18 protein-coding genes are annotated in these 22,982 nt (G+C 63.7%); 15 read left to right on the top strand and 3 right to left on the bottom strand.

Annotated features, from left to right (window positions below; genetic code table 11):
* Positions 1-22 precede the first annotated feature (22 nt).
* The 8 genes from H2LOC_RS00800 to H2LOC_RS00765 all read left to right on the top strand — a co-directional run bounded on the left by H2LOC_RS00800 (position 23) and on the right by H2LOC_RS00765 (position 10,122).
* Positions 23-751, top strand: coding sequence for an SDR family oxidoreductase (locus H2LOC_RS00800; protein WP_136494659.1), 729 nt, complete (start codon positions 23-25; stop codon positions 749-751).
* Positions 752-949: 198 nt separating this feature from the next.
* Positions 950-1,357: a VOC family protein gene (locus H2LOC_RS00795; RefSeq protein WP_136494658.1), complete on the top strand. Its 408-nt coding sequence runs from the start codon at positions 950-952 to the stop codon at positions 1,355-1,357.
* Positions 1,358-1,620: 263 nt separating this feature from the next.
* Positions 1,621-2,634, top strand: a complete 1,014-nt coding sequence (locus H2LOC_RS00790; protein ID WP_136494657.1) for an LLM class flavin-dependent oxidoreductase — start codon at positions 1,621-1,623, stop codon at positions 2,632-2,634.
* 2 nt (positions 2,635-2,636) lie between these two features.
* Positions 2,637-3,659 carry an ABC transporter substrate-binding protein gene (locus H2LOC_RS00785; RefSeq protein ID WP_136496932.1) on the top strand — a complete coding sequence of 341 codons (1,023 nt, stop codon included), beginning with the start codon at positions 2,637-2,639 and terminating at the stop codon, positions 3,657-3,659.
* Positions 3,660-3,702: 43 nt separating this feature from the next.
* Positions 3,703-4,668: a FecCD family ABC transporter permease gene (locus H2LOC_RS00780; RefSeq protein WP_136496931.1), complete on the top strand. Its 966-nt coding sequence runs from the start codon at positions 3,703-3,705 to the stop codon at positions 4,666-4,668.
* Complete coding sequence (locus tag H2LOC_RS00775; protein ID WP_136494656.1) at positions 4,665-5,462, top strand: ABC transporter ATP-binding protein; 798 nt, start codon at positions 4,665-4,667, stop codon at positions 5,460-5,462. The genes H2LOC_RS00780 and H2LOC_RS00775 overlap by 4 nt, the downstream gene beginning before the upstream one ends.
* Positions 5,463-5,664: 202 nt before the next feature.
* On the top strand, positions 5,665-8,676 hold the full coding sequence (locus tag H2LOC_RS00770; protein WP_136494655.1) for a TonB-dependent receptor plug domain-containing protein: 3,012 nt from the start codon (positions 5,665-5,667) through the stop codon (positions 8,674-8,676).
* Positions 8,677-8,784: 108 nt separating this feature from the next.
* A complete protein-coding gene (locus H2LOC_RS00765) occupies positions 8,785-10,122 on the top strand; it encodes a leucine-rich repeat-containing protein kinase family protein (RefSeq protein WP_136494654.1) in 1,338 nt (445 codons plus the stop codon).
* Positions 10,123-10,452: 330 nt separating this feature from the next.
* Here H2LOC_RS00765 and H2LOC_RS00760 read toward each other — a convergent pair whose 3' ends face one another.
* From H2LOC_RS00760 to H2LOC_RS00750, 3 genes are all read right to left on the bottom strand, one after another.
* Entirely contained in the window at positions 10,453-10,836 is a 384-nt protein-coding gene (locus tag H2LOC_RS00760) for a DUF2946 family protein (RefSeq protein WP_136494653.1), read from the bottom strand.
* A 48-nt stretch (positions 10,837-10,884) separates the two neighbouring features.
* Complete coding sequence (locus H2LOC_RS00755) at positions 10,885-12,123, bottom strand: sensor histidine kinase (protein WP_246206925.1); 1,239 nt, start codon at positions 12,121-12,123, stop codon at positions 10,885-10,887.
* A 161-nt stretch (positions 12,124-12,284) separates the two neighbouring features.
* Positions 12,285-12,962: a response regulator transcription factor gene (locus H2LOC_RS00750; protein ID WP_136494651.1), complete on the bottom strand. Its 678-nt coding sequence runs from the start codon at positions 12,960-12,962 to the stop codon at positions 12,285-12,287.
* Between the two features lie 242 nt (positions 12,963-13,204).
* On the opposite strand from H2LOC_RS00750, the gene H2LOC_RS00745 reads away from it, so the two are divergent.
* The 7 genes from H2LOC_RS00745 (at position 13,205) to H2LOC_RS00715 (ending at position 22,966) form a co-directional block, all read left to right on the top strand.
* Complete coding sequence (locus tag H2LOC_RS00745) at positions 13,205-13,645, top strand: hypothetical protein (RefSeq protein WP_136494650.1); 441 nt, start codon at positions 13,205-13,207, stop codon at positions 13,643-13,645.
* 79 nt (positions 13,646-13,724) lie between these two features.
* Positions 13,725-16,004: a TonB-dependent siderophore receptor gene (locus tag H2LOC_RS00740; RefSeq protein WP_136494649.1), complete on the top strand. Its 2,280-nt coding sequence runs from the start codon at positions 13,725-13,727 to the stop codon at positions 16,002-16,004.
* Between the two features lie 60 nt (positions 16,005-16,064).
* The gene (locus H2LOC_RS00735) at positions 16,065-17,333 is read left to right on the top strand and encodes a PepSY-associated TM helix domain-containing protein (protein ID WP_136494648.1); all 1,269 of its coding nucleotides are present in this window, start codon (positions 16,065-16,067) and stop codon (positions 17,331-17,333) included.
* 114 nt (positions 17,334-17,447) lie between these two features.
* On the top strand, positions 17,448-20,672 hold the full coding sequence (locus tag H2LOC_RS00730) for a heavy metal translocating P-type ATPase (protein ID WP_136494647.1): 3,225 nt from the start codon (positions 17,448-17,450) through the stop codon (positions 20,670-20,672).
* Between the two features lie 87 nt (positions 20,673-20,759).
* Positions 20,760-21,203 carry a hypothetical protein gene (locus tag H2LOC_RS00725; RefSeq protein WP_136494646.1) on the top strand — a complete coding sequence of 148 codons (444 nt, stop codon included), beginning with the start codon at positions 20,760-20,762 and terminating at the stop codon, positions 21,201-21,203.
* A 139-nt stretch (positions 21,204-21,342) separates the two neighbouring features.
* Positions 21,343-21,837, top strand: a complete 495-nt coding sequence (locus H2LOC_RS00720; RefSeq protein ID WP_202620508.1) for an RNA polymerase sigma factor — start codon at positions 21,343-21,345, stop codon at positions 21,835-21,837.
* Between the two features lie 172 nt (positions 21,838-22,009).
* Positions 22,010-22,966 carry a FecR family protein gene (locus H2LOC_RS00715; protein WP_136494645.1) on the top strand — a complete coding sequence of 319 codons (957 nt, stop codon included), beginning with the start codon at positions 22,010-22,012 and terminating at the stop codon, positions 22,964-22,966.
* Positions 22,967-22,982 lie beyond the last annotated feature (16 nt).

Below are 22,982 nucleotides of genomic sequence, written 5' to 3'. Positions count from 1 at the left end.
GCTTGCTATAGGAACGGACGTAATGGAAACGAGTGAGATTATCGCCTTGGTCAGCGGCGCCAATCGCGGCATCGGGCTGGCCATTGCCGCTGGGCTCGCGCGCCACAAGGGCGTGCATGTGTTGCTCGGGTGCCGCCAACTCGACCGAGGCAAGGCAGCGAGCGCCCCCTTGCAGGCCGAGGGCTTGCGGGTCACGCCAGTGCAACTGGACACGACCGACGAAGCCAGCGTCTCCGCCCTTGCCGCCTTGATCGAGCAGGAATACGGCCGCTTGGACAGCTTGGTCAACAACGCAGGCATCGGGCTTGATTATCACCCGACGCTTTCTGTCATCGAACGGATGCAGCAGACGCTCGATGTCAACGTCGTCGGCACTCTGCGCCTCACCGAGGCGATGGCGCCGCTCCTGGCGAAATCCACCCGTCCGCGTATCGTCAATGTCTCATCTGAACTGAGTTCGTTCGGGATGCGCGCGGATCCGAACTGGGCCTATAGTGAAATAAAGTTACCCACCTATGCAGCATCCAAGGCGGCGGTAAACTCGCTGACCGTAAGCTACGCCGACCAACTGAAGGACAAAGGGTTTAAGGTCAACGCCGTTTGCCCGGGTTATACCGCAACCGAGGCGACGAATTTTTCAGGTACGCGCACGCCCGAACAGGCCGCCGTCATTGCAATCCACTTTGCGTTGCTCGATGACGAGGGCCCCAGCGGTATTTTCGTAAGCGAGGCGCAACAACTGCCCTGGTGAGGTAAGCTGAGCGCTGCGATTGGACGGGACCGCTTTGCTTCGGCAGCGAAGCAATCGGTCCGTCTGGACGAACCCGCCATGCAGCCGCCGCAACTTCCTCCTGCCCCAGACCGGCGCGCCGCTACGTATTTCAGAAGAGCTATCTCATCTCTCGAAAAGCTCAATCGCGTAGCTTGATCGCCCCCGAGGAGCAGTCGCATGATCCAGATCCGGGAACTCGACCATCTCGTGCTTCGCGTCGTGAACCTCGACGCCATGCTGAAGTTCTACTGCGATGTTCTGGGATGCGTGATTGAGCGCCGACAGGAAGCGCTCGGCCTCACCCAGCTGAGAGCGGGCCGATCGCTTCTCGACCTCGTGCCCGTCGACGGGCCGCTCGGAAGCGCCGGAGGAGCCGCGCCGGGAAAGGAAGGACGTAATCTCGATCATTTCTGCTTTCGGATCGATCCCTTCGACGAAGGCGCAATCCGCCGTCATCTCGAAGCCCATGGCGTCGACGCGGGCGACACCGCCGTTCGTTACGGCGCCGAAGGCTCGGGGCCTTCAATCTATGTCACGGATCCGGAAGGAAATGTCGTCGAACTCAAGGGCCCGCCCGTAGGCTAGCGCGCCGAGGCCTGCGTCGGGCTCGAAAAACGTCGAGGCGTCCCTGGACAAGCCCAACTTGTTGAAAAGATGGGCGCCGGCGGCCGTTTTTTGCGCTTGCGCAAGGAGGCTGTTCCCTCTAGCTACCGCTATATACTGCGGATATATGCAGAGTCGCACAGTCGTTTGTCCAGACGCGGGAAGTCCGCGTCGAGCGCCGCGATCGACTGGATCGGCGCCGGGGCGTTCGACTCCGCAGGAAACCGGCGGCTGGCGGAGGTCTCATGCGCTTCGGGATATTCTGCACTTACGAGAATCCCACGCGGAACTACAAACAGTGTTTCGACGACCAGACCCGGCTGATTCTACACGCCGAGGCTTTGGGTTTCGAAGAAGCCTGGGTTGCGGAACACCATTTCAACCCGGACGCGGCGAGCCCCTCGATCCTGGCTCTACTGGCCTATCTCGCCGGCGTCACAAGCCGCATCCGCCTCGGTTCGGCCGCCGTGCTGCTGCCTTTCCGCAATCCGATCCAGGTCGCGGAAGACGTGGCCACGATCGACGTGCTCTCGAACGGGCGCTTTGATTTCGGAGTCGCCAAGGGCGGTCCTTTCGATCTGCAGAACCGGCACTTCAACGCGAGCAAGGACGTCTCGCGGGAGCTGACGATCGAAGCGCTGGAACTCGTCAACCGCCTGCTTTACGAGGACACCGTCAGCTTCGCCGGCGCCCATTATCAGGCCGACGGGGTGACGCTGACCCCAAAGCCGTTGCAAAAGCCCATCCCGACCTGGATCGCCACCGCAACGCCAGACGCGATCGAATATGCAGCGCGGAACGGTTTCGGCATCATGGCCGCATCCCCCTTTCCGCTCGCGCGCGTGGCCCAGTCGGTCGACGCCTATCGGCAGGCCGCCCCCGGCTCCGATCCGCGGCTTGCACTGGCGCGCTTCTACTACGCGGCCCCGACGCGCCAGCAGGCGCTCGACGAGGCGGTTCCGTTCATTCAGCGTTTCGCCGAGCGCATGCGCGGCATATTCCTCGCCAACGGGCCGGGTCCGGCGGCGGCCTTCGATCCTGCCGAGATGCTCGAGCGTTCGCTGATCGGCAGTTACGACGATGTGGCCGAAAAGATCCTCGCCATTCACGAGCGCGTGAATATCGGCTCGCTGCTGCTGAAGCCGACAACCGCGAACGAGGCCAACGCGCTGCGCAGCCTCGACGACTTTGCGACCATCATCCGTCCGCGCATCGCCGAAGCCCTGTCCGCTTCCAAGCCCCTGGAGATCGCGTCTTGATTATGCGACTGCTCGCCTTTTTCATCTTCTGCCTCGCCGCGATCGCGCCCGCCCTTGCGGGCGACACCCGCGAAATCGTCGACATGATCGGGCGCCGCGTCACCATTCCGGCGAAGATCGAACGCGTCTATGGCTCGGGTCCGCCTCCGACCCTGATGCTCTACGCCCTGGCTCCTGAACTGCTGATCGGCTTGAACACGCCGATGAAGGGAGACGACAAGCGCCTCATCCGCAAGGAAGCGCGCGACCTGCCCGCGCTCGGCAGCCAGTCCGGCGGCGGACGCCAGCTCAATCCGGAGGAAATCCTGGCGCAGCATCCGGACATCGTGATCGCCTGGGCGGACAGGCTCGGCGATAATTCCAAAACTGAAGAAAGCTTTGCGCGAATCAAGCTGCCGGTCGTCTTCATAAAGCTCGACACGCTCGCTCAATATGCGCAATCCTTCCGGTTTCTCGGGGAGCTGTTCGACCGCAAGGCGAAAGGCGACGAGCTCGCGGCCTATATAGATGGCGCTCTGGCGCGCGTGCAAAAAGCCGTGGCCGACATTCCGGCGCAGCAACGGCTGCGGGTCTATTACGCGGAAAGCGCGGACGGGCTCGCAACCGATTGCGACAAGAGCTTTCACGCCGAGCCCATCATTCTCGCCGGAGCCGACAATGTCTATCATTGCGAGCAGGCGACCCATATGGGCATGGAAAAAATAGGCCTGGAGCAGATCATCGCGCTGCGCCCGGATCTGATCCTGTCGCAGGATCACGGCTTTGCGTCTTCGGTAACTGGAACCGAAGGCTGGCGCAATGTGAAGGCGGTCCAGGAGCGACGCATTCTCGCCATTCCTCGCGCGCCGTTCAACTGGCTCGATCGCCCGCCGAGCTTCATGCGCGCTCTTGGAATCCAATGGCTCGCCAACGCCTTCTATCCCACTCGCTATCCCCTCGACCTCAAGGACGAGACCAAGAAATTCTACCGGCTGTTCCTCGGCGTCGAGATCGACGACGCGGATTTCGCCAGGCTCTTCAATTAAAGTGCGGGGCGTTTCGCTGCTCACGCTGCCGCCGGCGCTCATCATGACGGCCTGCTTCGCGCTTACGCTCGGGCGTTACCCCCTGCATTTTTCAGATCTCGCGGACTTCGGCTGGGCCGCGCTCGGCTGGACGGCAATGGAGCCCGCACGATACGATCTGCTGCACAATGTCATCGTCGAGATCCGCCTTCCGCGCGTGCTCGCGGCGGGCCTCGTAGGAGCGGCGCTCGCGACCTCGGGCGCCGCGTTTCAGGCTGTGTTTCGCAATCCTCTCGTCTCGCCGGGAATTCTGGGCGTGCTCGGCGGGGCGAGCTTCGGCGCCGCTTTGGGCATTCTTTGGTTCGGCAACGGCGCGCTCGTGCAGATCCTGGCTTTCGTCATGGGCCTCGCCGCGGTCGGCGCCGGAGCGGTCATCGCCAATCTGTTCGGCTCGGCTTCGACCGTAATGCTCGTGCTCGGCGGCATGATCTCGGGAGCCTTGTTCACTTCGATGCTCTCGATCGTCAAATATACGGCGGACCCCAACGATCAGTTGCCGGCCATCGTCTACTGGCTCATGGGCAGCTTTTCCAGCGTCAACCTTCCCCACGCCGCGCTTGCGGCAGGGCCAATACTAATGGGCGTCGCATGTCTGGTCCTGCTCGGCCGGGCGCTCGACGCCATGTCCATGGGCGACGACGAGGCGCGCTCTCTCGGGGTTCCGGTGGAAGGCGTGCGCTACGGCGTGATCGCCGCCGCGACCCTGATCTCCTCGCTGTCCGTGGCGCTGGCCGGCATGATCGGCTGGGTTGGGCTCATCGTGCCGCATTTCGCGCGGCTGGCGCTCGGGCCGCTCAACAGCCGCCTGCTTCCCGCAAGCGCGATGCTCGGCGCCATCTTCATGATCCTCGCCGATTGCATTGCGCGGGTCGTTGCGCACGCGGAGATTCCCATCGGCGTCGTCACCGAACTCTTCGGCATTCCGGCCTTTGTCGCAGTGCTTCGTCATGCGCGGCGGGAGTGGCTATGACGCGCGACTCGCGCCGTCGCCTGGAGGGCCGCGACCTCTTTTTCAGCCGCGGCGAACGTCCCATTCTCTCGGGCGCGAGCCTCACGCTGCGGGAAGGCGAAATCATCGCGCTGCTGGGCGCCAACGGCGCCGGCAAAAGCACTCTCTTCCGCCTACTGCTCGGTTTTCTGAAGCCGGAGCGCGGCGCCGTCGAGCTCGACGGAAGGAAACTCGCGAGCTATTCGCGCCGGGAGACGGCGCGTTCGATCGCCTATGTGCCGCAGAGCCACGCCGCTCCTTTCCCTTATCGGGTGCGGGACGTGGCGGCTTTGGGGCGCATCGCGCAATCCGGCTTGCTCCGGCCCCCAGGCCGGGAAGACCGGCAAGCTGTCGGCGCCGCTCTGGAAAAGCTCGGCATCACCCATCTCGCCGACCGCTGCTATACGGAAATCTCGGGCGGCGAGAGGCAATTGACGCTCATCGCCCGCGCGCTGGCGCAGGGCGCGCGCATGCTGATCATGGACGAACCCATGACAGGGCTGGACTACGGCTATCAGCATAAGATGCTGGCGCAGCTTTCGGCGCTCGCTCGCGACGGTTGCGGCATTCTGGTGAGCACCCATAATCCCGAACACGCCCTTCTCGTCGCCGACCGCGTAGCAATACTTGAAAGCGGGCGCATAACGGCGGACGGGCCGGCGCCGGAGGTCGTAACCAGCGCGATGATCGAACGGATCTACGGCGTACGCGTCGAGACCGTGAATGATGAACGCGGCGTCAGGCGACTCTTTCCAGCTTCGCATGCATCGGCCTGATTCCCTCGCCCCGGATGCGGATGTTTGGCGTCCGAAATATCTATGTGTCTATTTTATATAACGAATGCACAAGCTTTGTACTGTTCCTCCGTGTATCGACGCCATATACATATTTTATATTTTCATTACCCGCGCAGCGTTTGATTCAGGCCGACGGAACTCGCCTGAACGACTTCGTGCGCAGGGCCGGTTGGAGGAATAGATGGGTATGGACGATCAGCCGTCGATGCGGCGCAGACCGAGAACGCGCCTTCTGGGGGCCTGTTCGCTCGCCGCCATTGCGCTTTTGCAAGGAAGCGCGCGAGGGCAAGAGTCTCTGCCCGCAATAGACGTCGGCGGATCGTCGGAAAACGGCGCCTCGAATTCTTCCGACGGAGCGCCGCGCCTCCTCACGCCGCAGCAGGCGCGGCCCGATCTTCAGCCCGACAACGTCGCCAATATGGCGCGCGTCGCGCCGAGCAGCCGCCCTCATACCGAGACCTTCACGCGCCAGGATATCGAGGACCTCAATCCTCAAAACATTTTCGGCCTTCTGCAGAACGCGACCAGCGTCCTCGTCACCTATCAGGGGCGAAAATTCCCCAACAATCTCAAGTTCCGCGGCGATTCGAATTTCGGCTTCGTCGTCGACGGCGCCTATATGAGCGCGCAGACCGCCGGTCTGATGATGCAGACCTTGCCATTGTCACAGGTCGATCAGGTCGACATCGTCCGCGACCCCTCGGCGCTGACGCTCGGGCCGCTCGTCGACTTCGGCTCGGCCTCCGGCGCGCTCAACAGCGGCTTCGTCGTCATCCGCACCCATATTCCGCAAAATACCGAGGCGGAATTCAGGACTGCGGTCGAAACCTACGGCGGCGTGCTGGGCAGCGCCTATGGCGGCTATGTCTTCGATAAGCAGCCGGGCTCGCTCCCGACTTTCATTTCGGGCTTCATTCAAAAAAGCAGCAATGAAGGCCCCCCGAACTTCTATGCCTGGAACGACACGACCGCTGGCCTGCTCAAAGGCGGCTTTTCCGCCGGCATCCTCGAGACCAACTGGACGCTGTTCCAGGAGAGCACGCGTTACGGCTTTCAACAGGCGACCTTCGGCCAGAACACGCCGAGCTTGATCGGACAGAAGTGGTCCTATTCGCCGATGGAGGCCACCTTTCTGACCTCCAACTCGAATTTGAACTGGGACGCGCACAATGTCAGCCTGATCACCCTGTCCTACACCAAGACGCAGGACAACAACGTCCTCGCCGCCTTCAACAATGGGATCGTCACGGTCAACAACGAGAAGAGCTACACCGGCCAGATCAACGCGCGGCACAGCTTCACCTGGGACGGAACCCTCGCGCAGCTCGGCATACAATATATCAATTGGTCGAACCCGACGGGTCAAACATCCTATGCCGGCTACGCCCGCAAGGAGGATACGCTCAGCGGCTACGGCAATTTCGAGCAGAAGCTGTTTTCCGATCGCCTGACTCTGGACGGCAGCTTCCGGGTCGACGATCACTATGATTACATCGGCGTCGATCAGGCGGCCTCTGGCTCATCCACGAGATACTTCTATAACCGCGGCTTTCCGCTCGCGATCAACTACGCGGCGGGCGCGACCCTAAAACCCTTGAAGGAATTCGATCTCGGCGCATTCGACCCGTTGAGGGAAGTCGCTTTCAGCGGCCGATATTCACATACCGAGCAGAGCGACGTCTCGGGCATCATCCCGGACAACGGCGTGACCCTGCTGCCCGAGTTGCAGGATAAATATGAAGCGGCCGTCATCCTGCCGCTCTATAGCTGGTTCAAGCCCCAGGTGACCTATTTCGACACCGAGATCGCCAACGACAAAACGCCGTCTCGCTACATCACCTACAACGGCCAGCTGACACCGGTGTGGACACAGGCGAACACGGTGCGCAAGGGCGTCGAGGCGGTGGCGACCGGCGTGTTCCTCGACAACCCCCTCGGTAAGACTTCCTATCGCGCCAGCTATACCCGGCTGACCGAAGCCTGGAGCGGCTCGACAAGCACGCCCTACGGGATGACCATTCCCCGATCGATGGCGAACTTCGCCCTCACCCAGGCCTGGAACAAATTCACCGCCACCGTCGCGGTGAATTATGTTTCCGCCTTCTGGTCCAATTTCAACTCGGCCGACGGCGCCTATCATCAGGTGGGCAATTACGCCACCGTCGACGCCAATCTCGCTTACGACTTCCCCATCTCGGGCGGCGACGCCAAGCTCACCTTCTATGGGCGCAACATCACCAACAAGCGCTACGAGACGATCTATGGCTACCCGGCATGGGGCGCGGTCTGGGGCTCGGAGCTCAAACTCGCTTTCTCGGACAAGTCGGTCGCCGATCTGCCTTTCAAGGCGGCGGCTCCCGCGGAACCGTCCCCTGCCCCCTTCTGGACGGGCTTTTATGCAGGCGTGAACGCCGGCGGACTCTTCGGCGACAACAACGGCCTCAATAATGTTCCGGGAGACGCGTTCGATGATCCGGGAGCGAAGAATCCAAAGAGCGGCCAAATCCTACGAAGCGCGACCTATTTCGGGCGGGCGAGCGCCTCCAGCGCCGCCAGCGTGGTCCCTCTGAGCGAGGGGGGATTCCTCGGCGGCGGCCAGATCGGCTACAATTGGCAGTTCCGGCCCAAGCTCGTCGCCGGCCTGGAAGCCGATTTCCAGGGAACCACGGCGCACGCCTCCGGCTCAGCCCTCGGAGCCGCAAACGAAGCCGTCACCCGCGCAAGCGTCACGACGACGACGACCGCCTCGAAAAGCCTCGCTTATCTCGGCACGGCTCGCGGGCGCTTCGGCTATCTGGTCACGCCGGCCCTGCTCGCCTACGCCACCGGCGGACTGGCCTATGGCGAGCCGCATCTCGCCGCCTCCATCTGGCAATTTTCGAATTCGGCGTCCTTCGGCGTGAATGGCGGTTATGAGAACGCCAACTCCTTGCGGATCGGCTGGACCGTCGGCGCCGGCGGAGAGTGGCTGATAAACCCGCATTGGAGCGCCAAGCTCGAATATCTCTATTGCGATCTCGGCAATCAGGGCTTTTACGGCCTTCTCGGCGGTGTCAATCAGGCCGTCGCGGGCCGCCCCCTCCTCTATGTGTCCAACGTCACCAGTGCAGGATGGTCGGGCGGCCATGTCGTTCGCGCCGGCTTGAACTATCATTTCGATTGGGGCGCGGCGCCGCAACTCGCGAAATATTGATGCTTCCCGCTCTGGCGGCGATCGGACGGGAGGTCCCTAACCTCCCGCCCGGTAGACACCGTTCCATTTTCCGTTGCGCCTCGGCCCAGGGCTGCATACAGCAGCGCCATGGACAGCAGCATCGAACTCGACTCTCTTCGCCGTGGCGATCTCGCCGGCGCGCGACGCCTGCGCCTTGGCGGGCTCTGCGAATTCCCGCGCGAGATTTTCGCGCTCGCCGATACGCTGGAGGTCCTGGACCTCAGCGGAGGCGGGCTGACGTCTCTTCCCGACGACATGGGGCGTCTCCACAGGCTGCGGGCGCTGTTCTGCTCGGGAAATCCTTTCGAGCGTCTCCCCTCGTCGCTGGGAGACTGCGCGGCATTGAGCCAGATCGGTTTTCGCGCCACCGGATTGCGGGAGGTTCCAGCAGAAGCCTTGCCGCCCCGGTTGCGCTGGCTGACGCTCACCGACAACCGCATCGAGCGCCTTCCGGAATCTCTCGGCGAGCGGCCGCTTCTGCAAAAGCTGATGCTGGCCGGCAATCGGCTCCAGAACCTTCCCGAGAGCATGGCGGGGGCTGCAAGCCTCGAACTCATAAGGCTGAGCTCCAACGCTTTCGAGACCCTGCCGCCATGGCTCGCGACGCTGCCCGGTCTCGCGTGGATATCCTGGGCGGGAAATCCCTGCGAGCGCCCGGTTGCGCCGGTCGGCGCGCAGTTCGTTTCCTGGGCGCAGCTCGAAGTCGACGCGCTGCTCGGAGAAGGCGCTTCGGGCCGGGTGCACTCGGCGCGCTGGAGCAGGCCAGGCGGCTGCGAGGCCGAAGCCGTCGCCCTGAAGCTATACAAAGGCTCCATGACGAGCGACGGCCTACCCTCCTGCGAGATGGCGGCGTGCCTCGCCGCTGGCGATCATCCCAATCTGATCGGGACGCTCGGGCGGCTCACGGATCACCCCGATGGCGCAGAGGCGCTGGTCATGCCGCTGCTTCCCGCACATTGGCGCGTGCTGGCGGGTCCGCCCAGCCTCGAGAGCTGCAGCCGCGACGTCTATGATCCGGCGCTCGGCCTATCCGTCGATTCCGCGCTCGAAATCGCGCGCTGTACGGCCGCCGCCGCCGCCCATCTTCATGAGCGGGGCATAATGCACGGCGACCTTTACGCCCATAATACGCTGTGGGACGGCGAGACCGGAAAGGCCAAGCTCAGCGACTTCGGCGCCGCCTGTGCGCTTCCACATGGCCCGGAGGGCGAGGCATGGCGGCGAGTCGAGGTCCGGGCCTGGGGGCTGCTGCTCGGCGAACTGCTGGAACAATGCGCGCCACATGCGGGCGGCCTGGAAAAACTGCGGGAGTTGGAGGCCCTCTGCGTGCAGCCGGATTCACGCGCCAGGCCCCTGATGGACGACGTGACGGCGACGCTCGAAGAGATCGGCGCGCGAGCTGCGCGCTCCGCCCGCGCCGGATAAAAGCCCCGCTCGAAAAAGATCGAGCGGGGAAGTCTGACGACTTTGCGCGCTGGGAGAGTGCGCACGCAGCCGTTTCTCACCAGGGAGGCGAAATCGACGGCGCAGCAGTCGCAGAGAAACGGCTGCGCCGGGTTTTACACGGGGGTCACGCGAGCGCCGGCGCCGACATAGGCTCCGAAAGCGCATCAATCGCAAAAGGTCGACAAGCTCTTGCGACGGAATGGGAATCGAAGTTTCCGGCTCGGTGCGCGATCCTCCGACGCTCGACGAATTATTCGCATGGAAAGGCGCGAACGACGAACGCGACGGATATGAACGTCAGTAATGAAATCAGGAAAAGAAACGGGGCGGCGCGCGCGCCGACAAAGGGCCGAGTTCCGGCGCACCGCCGCTGAGGCGAGCGGAGCGGTCCGTCGCCAAAGGCAGCAGTTCCCCTATGCGCTCCGCCTTGACGGCGGACGCAGGACGAGGCGCGGGAAGAAGCAGAACGCCGGGATGCAAAAGGCAGCAAGCAGCGTGATGATGGGCTCCGGGAGCAGGAGGAGTGTCTTTGGAGCCGATATCGCTTTGCTGTGCGCAGATGGCGTCGCCTGCGTAGCTCATCCCTCCCGGCATCGCGCCTGCAAGCAACGCCTGCCAAACAAAAAAGCACGCCGTCACGACGGTGACGACGATCCACTTTCCTGATGCGTTGGTTGCGCGATGAGAGATCAAGCCGGAACTCCTGCTCGCCGATGAACGTATGCGGCGCTGTTACAGGCGTCAAGGCGCATTCGTGGATGAGACAAGCTTTTGTGCGTCATCGAACGCGGGCGGCAGGACTATTTTGAAAGTGGCGCCGCCCCCGAGCGTGTCTTCGACGAAAATCCTGCCGCCGTGGAGGCTCACCAGTTCTCTTGCAATGGCGAGGCCGAGGCCTGTGCCCGGCTTGGCTTCGGTCTTGCGCCAGAAAGGCTCGAAGATCATGTCCCGGTCGGCCGGCGCGACGCCTTCGCCGTGATCGACCACTGCGACGGCGGCCTCGGCTTCGACGCGAACGGCGACCGTTCCGCCCTCGGGCTCCGCCCGCAAAGCATTGTCGATCAGATTCGCCACCACGGATTCGAGCGCGATCCGGTTTCCGCACACGGATACGGAAGGCCTTTCCGTTTCGAAAGCGATCTGGCGCTTGTTCTTGATCGCGAGCAGCGCAGAATCGGCGACGGCCGCGCGAACGAGCGCGACCAGATCGATTTGCCGGTCGAGTTCGTTGGGACGTTCGCCGAGGCGCGAGCTCGCGAGCAGTTGCTCGACGATGTTGCGGATCCGTCGCGCATCGCGCTTGAGATCGCTCTTGAAGCTCGGCTCCTGCGGGGCGTCGAGACGCGCATTGAGGATTGCGACGGGCGTGCGCAGCTCATGCGCCGCATTGGCTATGAAGCGACGCTGCCGCGCGGCCCCGGCGGAGAGCCGATCGAGCGCGTCGTTCATGGCCTCGACAAGAGGGTTGATCTCCTCTGGAACGCCGGCTGTCGAAAGGCGCCTGTCGAGCGAATTCATATCGATGCCGGAGGCTTCCTGCACCACGGCGCGCAAGGGCGTAAGGCCGTTGCGCATCGCGAACCAGGCCGTTCCCGCGGACATGAACATCGCGGCCAGGGGATAGATTGCGAGCCATTGCAGATCGGCGCCGATGGCGTGAAAAATATCGTCCCAGCGGAATTTTTGCCTGTAGACCGCGATATGGAACCGGCCGTAGGGCGTCCATCGCGGCTCCATGAACCCGAGAGGGCTCGTCCCCGGATCGCCCGGAAGGATGAGATGCGTATGCGTCGGGCTCACCCCCAGGACACGCTGCGCAGCCGCCACCAGTTCGGGAGACGAGCCGGGCAGCGAAGTCTTGCCTTCCCGGTCGAAGGCGGCGAATTTCATTCCCGGCGCCCGTTCGAGTTCGGCGCGCAACTCGGGAACGGGATCGATGCGAACGGCGCCGTCCGCATCGCGCACGAGCGAATCGATCACGAGGCGGCTCGCGCGCGGCGCGGCCAGTTCGTCCCAGGTGGTCTTGAATATCTCGACGCCCGCGAGGCCGAGGGCGGTCGACGCCGCCCAGGCCAGCGCAAAGGCGACGATCTGCGCGAGAATGAGATATCCGACGATGCGCCAGGAAAGCGAAGGGCGTTTCAGGAGGCCTGCTCCGTCAAAATGTAGCCGATCCCGCGGACAGTGTGGATAGCGACGCCCGAATCGAGCTCGGCCAGCCGCCGGCGCAGCCGCGAGACGAGCGTGTCCAGAGTATTCGCCTGCACCTCGTCGAGCAGGCTGTAAACTTCCTCGAGCAAGGCCTCGCGCGTCGTCACCCGGCTCGCACGCCGCATCATGGCCTGCAGCAGCATGAGTTCGCGCCGGTTGAGCGCCACCGGCCGGCCGGCCACGGAGACCTCGCGAGTCGCGATATCCAGCGACAACAGGCCGACCACCAGGGGCGGCAGCGGCGCGCCGCCCGGACGCCTCAGACAGGCGCGGATGCGGGCGATCAGTTCCTCGCCCTGGAAAGGCTTGGTCAGGTAATCGTCGGCGCCGGCGTCGAGCCCCATGACTCTGTCGTTCAACTCGTCGAGCGCGGTCAGCATCATGACGCGAACGCCGGGCGACATGGCGCGAACGATGGGCAGAAGAGAAAGACCGTCGCCGTCGGGAAGCCGGCGGTCGAGCAGGAGAAGATCGTAATTATATTGTCTCGCGGCTTCGTGGGCCTCTCCCAGCCCGCCCGCATGATCGACGACGAAGCCCGCGCCTGAGACCAGCGCCCTGACCAGCCGCGCCATGTCGGGCTCGTCTTCAACCAGCAATATCCTCATCCGGCGCGCTCAAATCTGCTTAGTTGCCGTCATCAACCATAGTGAAGCGGAGCCTGCCGTAAATCCCACTGCCGATCAAGCGCCGGCGGCGGCATCGTCTTCTGTGACGGAAAAGACACAGTATCCCATATTTTGCCACAGATAAGCTCGTGACAGGCCCATGTAAGGTAGGGGCGCTACTACTGTCGACGGAGGTTGATGAATAACCTCGATATTTTGCGCGACATGGGAATGGCGTGAGCATGTCGGAAGGAACTGCGAGCGATGAAGTTGCGGCCGGGCGCGAAGCGCGCTCCCGGCGCGGCGTCGTTGCGATCGCCGTCTCCCTGGTCATTCTCCTCCAGAGCCTCGTCGCTGTCGCTCCCGCTTTCGCGCATATCTACAAGGCCGGCGAAACCGGCCTGATCGCCTCCCTGTTAGACGGCATCTGCGCGAAGAATATACAAAGCGACCATCAATCGCCGCAGCATCACGCCGATCACGCGCAATGCTGCATCCTCTGCTCATCCGCTGGCGGCTTCGGCCCGCCTGCCCATGGGCTGAGCGAAATCAGCGGCGGAATTCGCTTTGCTTCGCAAGGCCCGGCTTTGCTTCTGCGGCGCCAATCCGGCGGCGGACGCCCTGTCGGTTGGGCCAGCACCTGGTCCTCGCGCGCGCCTCCTCACCCTTCCCTGACCCTTTGAGCACATGGCCCTCATGGGCCGCAGACATATCGCTTTGGGCTGGCGCCGGCGCAGCACGCCGCGCGTAGGGGAATCTTCTATGTTCCGGATCTCGATGTTGCGCGGCGTTTCCGCCGGCGCACTGACTCTCGTATTGTTTTCTTCCATAGCGCATGCTCAGGAGGCCTTGCCGACGATCGACGTGGGCAATTCCGCAGCGCCGCAAAACTCTGGAGCGGACCCGGCCGCCCAAACTGCGCCGGGCGGCAAAGAGGCTCCGTCGGCGGAAACAGGCTATCGGAGGACCGAGAGCTACGCCGCCACCAGAACCAACACGCCGCTGATCGATACGCCCGCTGCAGTGCAGATCGTGCCGCGCCAATTGATCGAGGACAAGCAGATCCTGAACACGATGGAGGCGGCCATGAACGTCTCCGGCGTTCAGGCGGCGAACGGAACATATTACGACACCTATCTGATCCGTGGCTTTGCATCCCAGTCCACCTGGAGAAACGGACTGCGGCTCGAAGGCCTCATAGACGACGAGGAAACCGCCTTCACCGAGCGCGTGGAAGTCGTAAAAGGCCCCTCCTCCGTCCTTTACGGAAGGATCGACCCCGGTGGATTTGTGAATGTCGTGACCAAGCGTCCACAGGAGCAGTTCAAGGCGGAGCTATCGGAACAGGCGGGAAGCTGGGGCCTGTCGCGCACCGTCGCCGATGTCACGGGGCCGATCGACGCCGAAAAGACAGTGCTCTACCGCGCCATCGGCGTGTATGACCATCGCGATTCCTTCGTCAATTTCGAGCATCGCAACAATGGCGCGGCGGCGCTGTTCCTGACCTTCAGGCCGACGCAGCAGTTCGAATTCAACACCCAGTTCGAACATTATGAAAAAGAGCAAACCGTGCCGGATGGAGAAGGCGCCATCCCTGTCAATCTGCTTTATTGGCCGAACGGCAAACCGCTGGTCCTGCCGGGGTTCAACGACAGGCCGCTGAACCTGCCGCGGTCCTTTTCGGTCAGCGATCCTGCGATGTGGACGAATTTCCCCTATGTCGTGCACCGAACGCTCTATTACTACGACTGGAGCTACCGGCTGAACGAGAATTGGAAGGTCACGCAGCGCCTTCACTACTTGATGAATATCGAAAACCAGACCGGCATCGGCGATTGGAACGGGTTCGACGGCATGACCATCAATCGCGCCTTCATCAATTACGGCATGAATCGAAAAACCATCAACACCAATCTCGATCTGGTCGGCGAGGTTGAAACCGGTCCCCTCACCCACAAGCTGCTCGCGGGCCTCGACTGGTATCAGTATGAGGAAAATTCCCCCGGTTTCATCGGCGGCGGCGCTCTGACGCCGCCGCTCAATATCTATGCTCCGGCCTATGGCTATTTCACCGGCCTGCTGCATTACATGGCGGATTCGGCGAGAAACAACATCCTGTTCCGTTACCGCTGGAGCGACTTCGGTGTTTATGGCCAGGACCAGATTTCCGCCCTCGATGGCCGGCTGCAGATCCTGCTCGGCGGCCGCTGGGACAAGACCTACTCGGTGCAATCGGATACCTACGGAAGCAGCGGATCGAACTGTTTTCCGAACTGCACCGGCTATCCAATGACGCAATATCCCGAGAACGCGGCCCTTTCGCCCCGCGCGGCGGCGCTCTACAAGCTGTATGACAATATCTCGGTTTACGGCAGCTATGTACATTCGACGGGCGCCAGCAACGGCGCCTCGGTCACCGACGGCAGCCATCCCGCGCCCGAAGTCGCAAGACAATGGGAGGCTGGGATAAAATCCCAGTGGCTCGACGACAGGCTGACGGCGAGCGTCGCGCTGTTCGATCTGCGCAAGAACAATGTGCTGCAGCCCGATCCGGCAAATCCCGGAATGAGCATCGCGGTCGGGCAGGTGACCAGCCGCGGCGTCGAGTTCGATCTTGCGGGCCAGGTCACGGACAATCTCAACGTGATCGCCAGCTATACTTTCGATGTCGTGAAGATCACAAACGACAACAACAACGGCAATGTCGGCAAATGGTACTATGGCGCAGCGCCCAATGTCGGAAATATCTGGGCCAAATGGGACACGGCTCCCCATCTTCCACAAGGCTGGGAATTCGGGGCAGGCGCCTATGCCATGGACTCGCGCTATGGCAGCAACGACAACAGCTGGAAGATGCCCGGCTATGTAAAATTCGACACTATGCTCGCCTATCGTCTGCCGGTGGACGGTCATCAGGTCACATTCCGCTTCAACGTCAAGAACATCACCGACAGAAGATATTTCACCTATAGCGACACTTCCGCTTTCGCCTATTACGGCCAGCCTCGCACCTTCCTCGCTCAGGTGAACATGGCGTGGTGAAGCTTTGACGCCAACTCCGGCGCCGCTGCGGCGGCGCCGGTCATGAGAGAAGGCGGCACAATGTCAGACAATCCTCTTTCTGCAAGACTTGGGGCTCAGGACATCTCGATAAAGGCGGCCCAGGAGCGACGCGCGCGGTCGCAGGCGCAACGCCGGCTATGGCTGGATGTTCATCTCTATTTGGGACTCGTGGTCGGCGCGATGCTGGCGGTCATCGGCCTGACCGGAAGCCTGCTGGTGTTCTGGCAGGAGATCGACGAATGGCTCGATCCCGCCATGTTCACCGTGGCCGCGCCGCCGGAAGGGGAGCGCGCCTTTGCGCCGCTTTCGGACATACGCGCGGCGCTCGAGGGCGCTTTGCCCGAGGGCGCCAAGGCCGGCGGCTTCAGCGCCCCGCGCACCGAAAACGGCTGCTACAAGGTCTATTATCAGGAGAAATCGAGCGGCGACACGCGCCGCCTCTGCATCGACCCCTACCGCGCAAAAGTGCTGGACGACAAGGTTTACTGGTCGAAGAGCGGGGTTCTCGGGCACAGCTTCATGAGCTTTCTCTTTCAGCTGCATTGGTCGCTGCTGCTCTATGATTTCTTTGGCGACAATGGCGTCGTCGTCGGCGTCGCGGCGATCCTGCTGATCGTCTCGGTCGCGAGCGGCGTATATCTGTGGTGGCCGCCGCCCGGCAAATGGCGCGCGGCCCTGACCCTGAAATCAGGCGCAAGAGGCGAACGTCTGAACTACGACATCCACAAGCTCGCCGGCATTTATACCGCGCTCGTCATGCTCGCCGTGCTGGTGTCGGGCATTTCCATGAATTTGCACGATCAGTTCGTGTGGGCGGTGGAGCGCGCCGCGCCCCTCAGCCCCGCTCAGCGCGGAGAAAACAAATCCGGGCCGGCCGAGGGCCGCAGCGCCATTCCCTTCGAGGCCGCGGTCGCCGACGCCGCCGCCAGCTATCCCGAGGGCCGGCTGGCGAATGTCGGTTTTCCGGAAAAAGAAGACGGCGTCTACAAAATCTGCCGAGACGAGATCGCTGCGCTCAGCCGCTTCATCGGGACGCGTTGCGTGGACGTGGACCAATATTCTGGCGCCATCCTCGGCGTTGCGGACCCGGTCGAGGGCACGGCGGGCGATGTCTTCATGCAATGGCAATGGCCGCTGCATTCCGGCCGTGCGTTTGGGATGCCGGGTCGGCTTCTGGTGTTCGCCACCGGCCTCGCCTGCCCGGCGCTCTTTGTCACGGGCGTCATCCGCTGGCTGCAAAAGAGGCGCGCCCGCAAGGAGACGGCGGGCCGCCGGGCGGCGGGCGCCCGCGGCCCTTCGGTTGGCTAGGCCCCGGAACGCCCGGCCGACGTTCGTCCCAGGCCCATGGCTTCACGATAAATTGGAGTGCCGCTGGCCCGGGGACGCGTTAGGTTAGACTGATTGCCGCCTGACGGAGGCCTGATGCGGTTTGACGAGCAAAGCTCGAGGCGCGTGCTGCTGACCATTGCGCTCGGCGGCCTCATCTCAGGCGTCGCAGCCGAGGCCGCCGGTCTGCCGGATGTTGGCCGTCTGGCCGCCGCGCTGGGCGCCGCGCCGGTTCTTGCGCATATCGCAGTTTCGATCCTGGCTGAGCTGCGGCGCGGGCGCGCCGGCGTCGACGTCATCGCTCTCATTTCCATTGCGGGCGCCCTGGCCCTGGGGGAGACCCTCGCGGGCGTCATCGTCGCCGTCATGTATGAAGGCGGCAATATGCTCGAGGGCTTTGCGGTCGGGCGGGCCCAGCGCGATCTGAAGGCGCTGGTCGACCGGGCGCCGCGCGTCGCTCACCGCAAACGCGGCGACGAGATCGAAGATGTCCCGGTCGAGAAAGTCGCAGCGGGAGACCTCGTCATGGTGCGGGCGGGAGAGGTCGTTCCCACCGACGGCCTGATCCTGAGCCCTGGCGCCCTCATCGACGAAGCCGCCCTGACGGGCGAGCCGATTCCGGTCCCCCGGAGAGCGGGCGAACTGGTCCGGAGCGGAACGGTCAACGCCGGCGCGGCCTTCGAGATGCAGGCGAGCGCCACCGCCGGCGAGAGCGCCTATTCCGGCATCGTCCGGATGGCTACGGCGGCCCAGGCGGCCAAGGCTCCTTTCATGCGCGCAGCCGATCGTTATGCGCTGCTGCTCCTGCCCGTCACGCTCATCGTCGCGGGCGCGGCGTGGGTGCTCTCCGGCGATCCGATCCGGGCTCTCGCCGTGTTCGTGGCGGCGACCCCCTGCCCTTTGATCCTCGCCGCCCCTGCGGCCTTCATCGGCGGAACCTCCCAGGCGGCGCGGCGCGGAATTCTAGTCAAAGGCGGCGGACCGATCGAGGCCCTCGCCCGCGTTAAAACCGTGATGTTCGACAAAACGGGAACCCTCACGGTCGGCGGCGCGCGGCTCATCGCCGTCGAAACCGCTCCGGGAACCGACCCCGACGAGGCGCTGCGGCTCGCCGCCTCGATAGAACAGGCCTCGCATCATGTGGTCGGGGCGGCCATCGTCGACGCGGCGCGCAGCAAGGGACTTCCGCTCTCCGCGCCGCAGGACGTCCGCGAAACTCTGGGCTCGGGGCTCGAGGGCCTCGTGGATGGGAAGCGGGTCGCCGTCGGCTCGCCGCAAATGGTCGCCGGCGAGGCGCCGCTCGAGGACTGGGCGCAGCGCGCGGTCCGGCGCGCGTCCTGGCGGTCGGCGCTGACGGTTCTAGTCGCTTCGGACTCCCGCATCGTCGCGGCTCTGCTCTTCGCCGACGAGCTTCGCCGCGAAACGCCGCGCACCATCCAGGCGTTGCGCAACGTCGGCGCCCGGCGGATCGTCATGGTGACGGGAGACCGCGCCGAGCCGGCCGAAACCATCGCCGACGCCCTCGACATCGACGCCGTGCTGGCGCAGCGCGCGCCTAACGAAAAGGTGGATGCGGTCGTCGCCGAAAGACTGGCGGCCCCGACCCTCATGGTCGGCGACGGCGTCAACGACGCCCCCGCCCTCGCCGCGGCCGATGTCGGAATGGCCATGGGAGCGCGCGGCGCGAGCGCTTCATCGGAAGCGGCCGACGTCGTGATATTGGTCGATCGGCTCGACCGCGTTCCCGAAGCAATGGCGATCGCCCGGCGAACCGAAGCGATTGCGCTTCAAAGCATTTTTACCGGCATGTCGCTGTCCGGCGCGACCATGATCGCGGCGGCCTTCGGCTACGTCACCCCGGTGTCCGGAGCCCTCATCCAGGAATTGATCGACGTCGCCGTGATCCTGAACGCACTGCGCGCGCTGGGTCCGCAAAGCGTTTTCGACCGGCCTCCGATGCCGGAAGCGGCGACGGAGCTTCTGCGCCAGGAACACGAAAAGATCGAGGAAGCCCTCGAACGCCTGCGCAATATCGCCGACGCGCTGGACGGAGCCGACGCCGCGAGCGCCGACAGCCTCATTTCGGAGGCGGAGCGGATCGTCTCGTCGGTCGTCGTCGACCACGAGAAGCGGGACGAAGCCGTCGTCTATCCAGGGGTCGGGGGATTTCTCCAGGACAGCCACGGCCTCAGCGCGATGAGCGGCGCTCATCGCGAAATCCAGCATCAGGCCAGATTGCTGGGCCGGCTTTCAAAAGGCCTGGGGAAGGAAAATCCCGAGCCGCATGTCGTCCGCGACGCTCAACACATCATTGAAACGATAGTGGCGCTGGTCCGTATTCACAACGCTCAGGAAGAAGACATCTACCAACACGCGGCTACGCCTTCGGCTGGCCGGGCGCCGCCGGGGGCCCCGGCAAAGGCCGGCGACGGCCCTGCTTCTCAGACGAGCGAAATCGAACGGGCCATGTTCCCGCCGAAGTCCCGGAGGCCGGTTTGGCTCGCAACAGCGGTTTCGGCGGTCCTCATGATCGCCGGAGGCGCCCTTTATTGGAGCCTGAGCCGTTTTGGCGGCTCGACCGGGGATTTCATGCGCTCTGTCGATTGGGAAGCGACCATCGAGGCGCCGCCGACGGAGCAAGCCGTCGCAACTGTGCCGGGCGTCGTCGCGGCGGTCGATTGCGACGTCGGCAGGCATGTGGACGCGGGGCAGGCTTGCGCGGCGCTCGATCGGCGCCCCTACGAACTCCTGGCGAAGCGCGCGGAAGCCGCGCTCGCCGAGGCTCGGCTGCGTCTCGGCGAGGCCCGGCGACAACTCGAGCATAGCCGCGCAGGAGCGTCGACGAAGAAGTCCGGGGGGATCGCCGAGAAAAGACTCGACGCCGCGCAGCAAAGAACAGCCGACCGCGAAGCGGACGTCGAATTGGCGCTGGCCGCGCTCCGTTCGGCGCGGGACAACCTCGCCGCGACGACGATCCGGGCGCCGATCGCGGGCGCAGTTATCGCGCGCGACGCCGAAATGGGCGACCATGTAAATCCGGGGCGGCTACTTTTCACCTTCGGCGCCGATGTTCAGGACGTAAAAATCGTCGCGCAGGTCTCGAATCGCGCGATCGAACAGTTCAGGGTCGGCGACCGGGTTTCCTTCGTGCTCGATACGGACGGGAAAAATCGGCTTCATGGTACGGTGACGCAGATTTCCCTGCGCCCCGAAAGCCCCGCAAAATATGACCTGACGATTACAACAAAGGAGCTGGCGCCGACTAAATCCAGCGCCGGTCGAGTAAAAATACGCATCGCCCGCGACGGCGCCGATCGTTGAAGGCTCCGAAGACCTTGTCCGGTAATATAATGCCGATGGAAAACCCGGCTCCGATCGGTTGACGGCCGGCCGTCCGCGGAATTAATTGTGACCCTCATGGCTCTGTTCCCGCCACGACGAAGTCGCTCACTCGACGCAATCTATGCGGTCGTCGTCGCTTGCCTGCTCGCGGTTCAGGGCCTCAATTACGCCGCTATCGCTCATGCGTCGGGCTCCTCGTGGTCCGGCGCGACGGCCGCCGTAGACGCCGATATGTGCTCGAAGACGGCGGACGACGGCGACGATCACGCGCCTTCTCACCAGCGCCATCACGATCACGACCATTGCTGGACCAACTGCTGTCACGGCGGAAGGCAGGAAAGCTACTTCGCCTTCATAGAGCGCTGGAGTCTCGCCGCTTTTCTCCTCCTCCCCGCGGCTGAAGGCGCCGACCTGGAGGTTCCGCCCCCGTTCGCCGACGACCCGCCGAGAACCCAGACCGGTTGGGCCAGCACCTGGTCGTCGCGGGCGCCTCCTTTTTTCAATGTTTGAATAGCGCCGGACGGCGCAACGCCATCCTCCGGCTCGACGCCGGTCGTCCCCATGTCCGCTCGATGTTTCCCGAAAAGCGTCACTCCACAGGCCTGAACCAGCCGGGAGGGACATCGAGTATCGAATTTGGACATCTCCAATGTCCCAGCAAAACTCTCTTCGTAATCTGATCGCGAGCCAGTCGCGAGACGTCGTGCGGTTCCTGACCCGGAAGGTCGGCGCGGACGACGCGCCCGATCTGGCTCAGGAAGCCGTGCTCCGCGTTCTGCGCCACGCCGAACGCGGAGTAGTTGAAAATCCTGCTTCTCTGCTGCGCGTCACGGCCATGAACCTCGCGAGAGACTTCGCGCGGCGACGACGAACCGAAGGCAAATATGTCGTCGGCGGTCTGACCGTGGACGAATTGGCCGGGTCGGCGCCTTCTCCGGCCGCCCGCCTCGAAGCGACACAATCGGCGTCTCGGGTTTTCGACGCCCTCGACTCCCTGTCTCCGCGATGCCGGGAGGTGTTCGTGATGCGCAGGTTCGAAAACCTGCATCAGGAGGAAATCGCCCGCCGGCTCGGCATATCGCGCAATATGGTCGAAAAGCACTTGCGTACTGCGTTCAGGGAATTAAAGCAGGCGCTCGATTGAGCCCGGAAGTCCGGGCTCCTGTTTTCCGCGCGCTCGGCGTCTTATACTCCGCCAAGGAAGCGCATTTCGCGCAAGCGCAGCGCTTTCACGAAAATGCGCGCCGGTTTGGCGCGAGTTGTGAAGGGCGGCGACCGGTTTTCAGCCTAGCCGCCGCCTGATCCAGAAAGAAACGATGTCAGAGCTCAAGCCCGACGATACCGACGCCTCCGACCGGGTCGACGCGGCCATCCAATGGTGGGTCCGCATCGACCGGGGCGATTTGTCGGCGTCGGAACTCGCGGCATTCCGCGCCTGGCTGGCCAACGATCCTAGAAACGAGGCCGCCTTCGAAGAGTCCTGCGATTTCTGGGGCTCCTTGCAAACCCTGCCCCGGACGGAGGTGCAGGCTTACCTCTGGTCGCTGCGGCCCGGACGCCGGCGTGAGCGCATGTGGGCGGCCGCCGCGCTGGCGACGGCGGCCCTGGCGCTGTACCTGACCTTCGACGACCTGTGGGTATGGTGTCGCGCCGACTTCCGCACCGGCGTGGCCGAGCTCCGCACCGTCACGCTGCCGGACGGGTCGCGCGCGCATATGAATGCGGCGACGGCGCTGGCGCTGGATTACTCCGGCGACAAGCGACGGCTGGCGCTACTCCAAGGCGAAGCCTGGTTCGAGGTCGAGAAGGACCCGAGCCGCCCCTTCACGGTGCTGGCGGCGGGGGGAACAATCACGGCTCGCGGCACGGCTTTCGACGTCGCGCTCGACAAAGCGCGCACCGAGGTGACGGTTACCGAAAACAGCGTGGAAGTCGCGGCCGAAGGATCGACGGTCGTCGTCGGCGCGGGACGCCAGACCGCTTATGGTCCAAGCCTTCCTGCGCTCGCGCCCTATGAGGTGGACCCCGAGAGCGTCACGTCCTGGCGGCGCGGCAAGCTCATCTTCATGGACAAACCCTTAAGCGAAGTCGCCGCCGCTATTGGACGCTTCTACCACGGCGTAATCCTGATCGCCGGCTCGGAACTGCGCGACCGGAGAGTGACCGGCGTATTTCGCGTCGATCAGCCTCGCGACGCGCTCAAGGCCATAGAGTCGCTTCTGGGTGTGAAGTCCACTTATGTTTCGGACTATCTGATCGTTTTGCATATGTGACAAAAATACCACATTA

The organism is Methylocystis heyeri (assembly GCF_004802635.2).
In the GTDB taxonomy this organism is placed as follows: domain Bacteria; phylum Pseudomonadota; class Alphaproteobacteria; order Rhizobiales; family Beijerinckiaceae; genus Methylocystis; species Methylocystis heyeri.
Note: the sequence above shows the minus strand (reverse complement) of the source record. Positions and strands in the feature narration are given on the sequence as shown.